Origin of the sequence: Streptomyces sp. NPDC058964, assembly GCF_042741275.1 — a bacterium.
Lineage (GTDB): Bacteria > Actinomycetota > Actinomycetes > Streptomycetales > Streptomycetaceae > Streptomyces.
The window spans coordinates 1-2,525 of the sequence record NZ_JBHYKH010000815.1; the positions used below are offsets into that span (position 1 = coordinate 1).

Below are 2,525 nucleotides of genomic sequence, written 5' to 3' on the forward strand. Positions count from 1 at the left end.
TGGCCTTGTAGGGCGTCTCCGAGGGCCACTACACCCTTCGCCTTGTCCCCACCGCGGAACTGGTGTGGCTCGCCCCGGGGGTGTGCCTCCTGGTGTTTCCGAGCCAACGACAGGCCCCGGCCGCCCTCGAGACGTTCACCCGCGCCGGCCTGAGCACACGCCTGGCGGTCTCGGAGGAGCTGTACGCGTCGGTGGTGATCGGCGTCCGGGCCTAGGTGTACTCGGCCGACGGGCTTTCGGGGTGGCCGGGTGGTGTCGGCGTATGGCGGGCAGGTTTGCGGCGGCCGGTCGGTCGGGGGCGCGCCTGGCGGCCCCCCGGCCGCCACGCTCCACCCCGTCCGTGGTCCCCCCGGTCACCGGGCTTCACCCCTGTCCTGCGTACGCCCCTTCCGCACGCCGGTCAGGTCCTCGCGCCGCCGCCCGACGGGCTCGCGGACGGTGTGCGGTCGGATTGGCCCCACGGGCCGCGGTCACCGTGGAACCGGCCCCGTCCGTCGTGCGGGCGGCCGCCCTTGGGGCCGAAGGTGCCGGTGACGGCGATCGTCGCGGTCCGGGTGCCGTCGTCGGAGCGTCTACCGGCCAGGAAGGCCTGGTCGCCCTTCTTCAGCGCGGCGGCGCCCGAGCCGGAGGAGCCGTCCGCGCGCACCCTGGTGTCCGAGCCCACGGTCCAGGTCCACCGGGCGCCGTCGTCGCTCTTCACGGTGACCTGGTCGCCGTCCGCCCTCTCGACCGTGCCCCGCTGCCAGACCCGCACGACCCACTTCCCGGTGTCCCGGTCCCTGACGGTCGCCTGGCCGTGCACCCCGGCGCCGCCGGGGCCGAAGAACGGGCCGAAACCCGGGCCGTGCCCGTGCCCGTGCGGCGAGGGCGACGTGGAGGACGGGCCCGCGGCGGCGGGTACGGCATCAGCGCCCGACCCGCCCGAGGCGGCGGCGTAGGCGACGGTGCCGCCGAGGGCCAGCGCCACGACCGTGACCGCCACGGTCACCGCCCGGGTCCGCGCGGACTGCCTGCGCCATCGGACGCGAAGGGGCGGACCCGGTTCACGGCCCTGTCCGGGTCCGGCGACGACCTCACCCGCCGCGGGCGACTGCGGCGGGTGCGACGGCATCGGCGGGATCGACGGAATCGGCTCGGCGGGCCCCTCTCCCGAGCCGTGCCCGTGGTCCGGTTCGTGCACAGCCCACTCCCATCAGCCATGACACGCGGCATCCCACTGCGCATGCCTCCCTGTGAATTGTCCGGGGAGGCCGATAAGGGCCCGGTAATCACTCGCTGTGAATCACGCGGTCACGCCGGCCCGCGCAGCTCCTGAGCCCGCGCGATGAGCAGCGCGACGTCGTCGTGGTTGTCGGGGTGGTGCAGCGTACGCAGCAGGAGGTCGCAGGTCTCCTCCAGGGGGCCGGCCGGATCGTCCAGCAGGGACAGGAGGAAATCGAGGCGTTCGTCGAGCGAGTGGCTGCGCGTCTCGACCAGCCCGTCGGTGTAGAACACGAGTTCGTCGCCGGGGGTGAAGTCCACGGCCGTGGTGGAGAAGGAGACCCCTCCCACGCCCAGCGGAACCCCTGTGGGCAGGTCGAGCAGCTCCGGCGGGTGCCCGGGGCGGACCCGGGCCGGGGGCAGATGCCCGGCGTTGGCGATGCGGCACTGGCGCAGATGGGGGTCGTGGACGGCGTACACACAGGTCGCGATCGAGTGGTCCAGGCCCGAGGTGATCTTGTCGAGGTGCTCCAGGAGCACCGCGGGATCGAGATCGAGCGAGGCCAGCGTGGTGGTCGCGGTGCGCAGCCGTCCCATGGTGGCGGCCGCGTTGATACCGCTGCCCATCACGTCACCGACGACCAGCGCGGTCTTGCCGCCCTCCAGCGGGATGACGTCGAACCAGTCGCCGCCGACCTCGCTGGTGGCTCCCGCCGGCTGGTAGCGGGAGGCGACCTCCAGGCCGGTGGTCACGGGCGGATGGCCGGGCAGCAGGCTGCGCTGCAGGGTGAGGGCGGTGTTGCGGGCGTTCTGGTACCAGCGCGCGTTGTCGATCTGCACCGCCGCGCGCGCGGCCAGCTCACGGGCCAGCAGCAGGTCGTCCTCGCCGAACGGCTCCGGATTGCGGGTGCGCTTGAGATCGAGGGCGCCGAGCACCTCGCCCCGCGCGATCAGCGGCACGGCCAGGTAGGAGTGCACGCCCGCCCGGCGCAGCAGCTCGGCCGCCTCGGGGGAGCGGGCGATCCGCGGCAGGTCCTCCTCGGCCACCCGCTCCACCATCACCGGCAGCCCCGTGCGCACGCACTCGGTGACCAGTCGGTCCGGCCCGTACCGGGCGACCTGACCGGGCCGGTCGGCCGCCCGCAGCGCCTCGGGGGCGTTCTCCGCCTGCACGGCCAGCGCGCGGATCACGGCCGGCTCGGCCGGACCGAGGGTGCTGCGCCGGCCCTTCACCACCGTCTCCAGCAGATCCACGGCCGCGATGTCCGCGAGGCCGGGCACGGCCACGTCGGCCAGTTCGTGCGCGGTGCGGTCCAGCTCCAGCG

At 74.4% G+C, this 2,525-nt stretch carries 2 protein-coding genes and 1 pseudogene; 1 reads left to right on the forward strand and 2 read right to left on the reverse strand.

Features of this window, described 5'->3' with window-relative positions; genetic code table 11:
* Window positions 1–62 precede the first annotated feature (62 nt).
* A pseudogene (locus ACFW2E_RS45120) lies at window positions 63–215 on the forward strand (putative protein N(5)-glutamine methyltransferase); the annotation flags it as partial.
* Between the two features lie 185 nt (window positions 216–400).
* On the opposite strand, the gene ACFW2E_RS45125 reads toward ACFW2E_RS45120, so the two are convergent.
* Both ACFW2E_RS45125 and ACFW2E_RS45130 read right to left on the reverse strand, forming a co-directional pair.
* The gene (locus ACFW2E_RS45125; RefSeq protein ID WP_384477502.1) at window positions 401–1,180 is read right to left on the reverse strand and encodes a hypothetical protein; all 780 of its coding nucleotides are present in this window, start codon (window positions 1,178–1,180) and stop codon (window positions 401–403) included.
* A 110-nt stretch (window positions 1,181–1,290) separates the two neighbouring features.
* A partial coding sequence (locus tag ACFW2E_RS45130; protein ID WP_384477505.1) for a PP2C family protein-serine/threonine phosphatase occupies window positions 1,291–2,525 on the reverse strand: 1,235 nt, incomplete at its 5' end.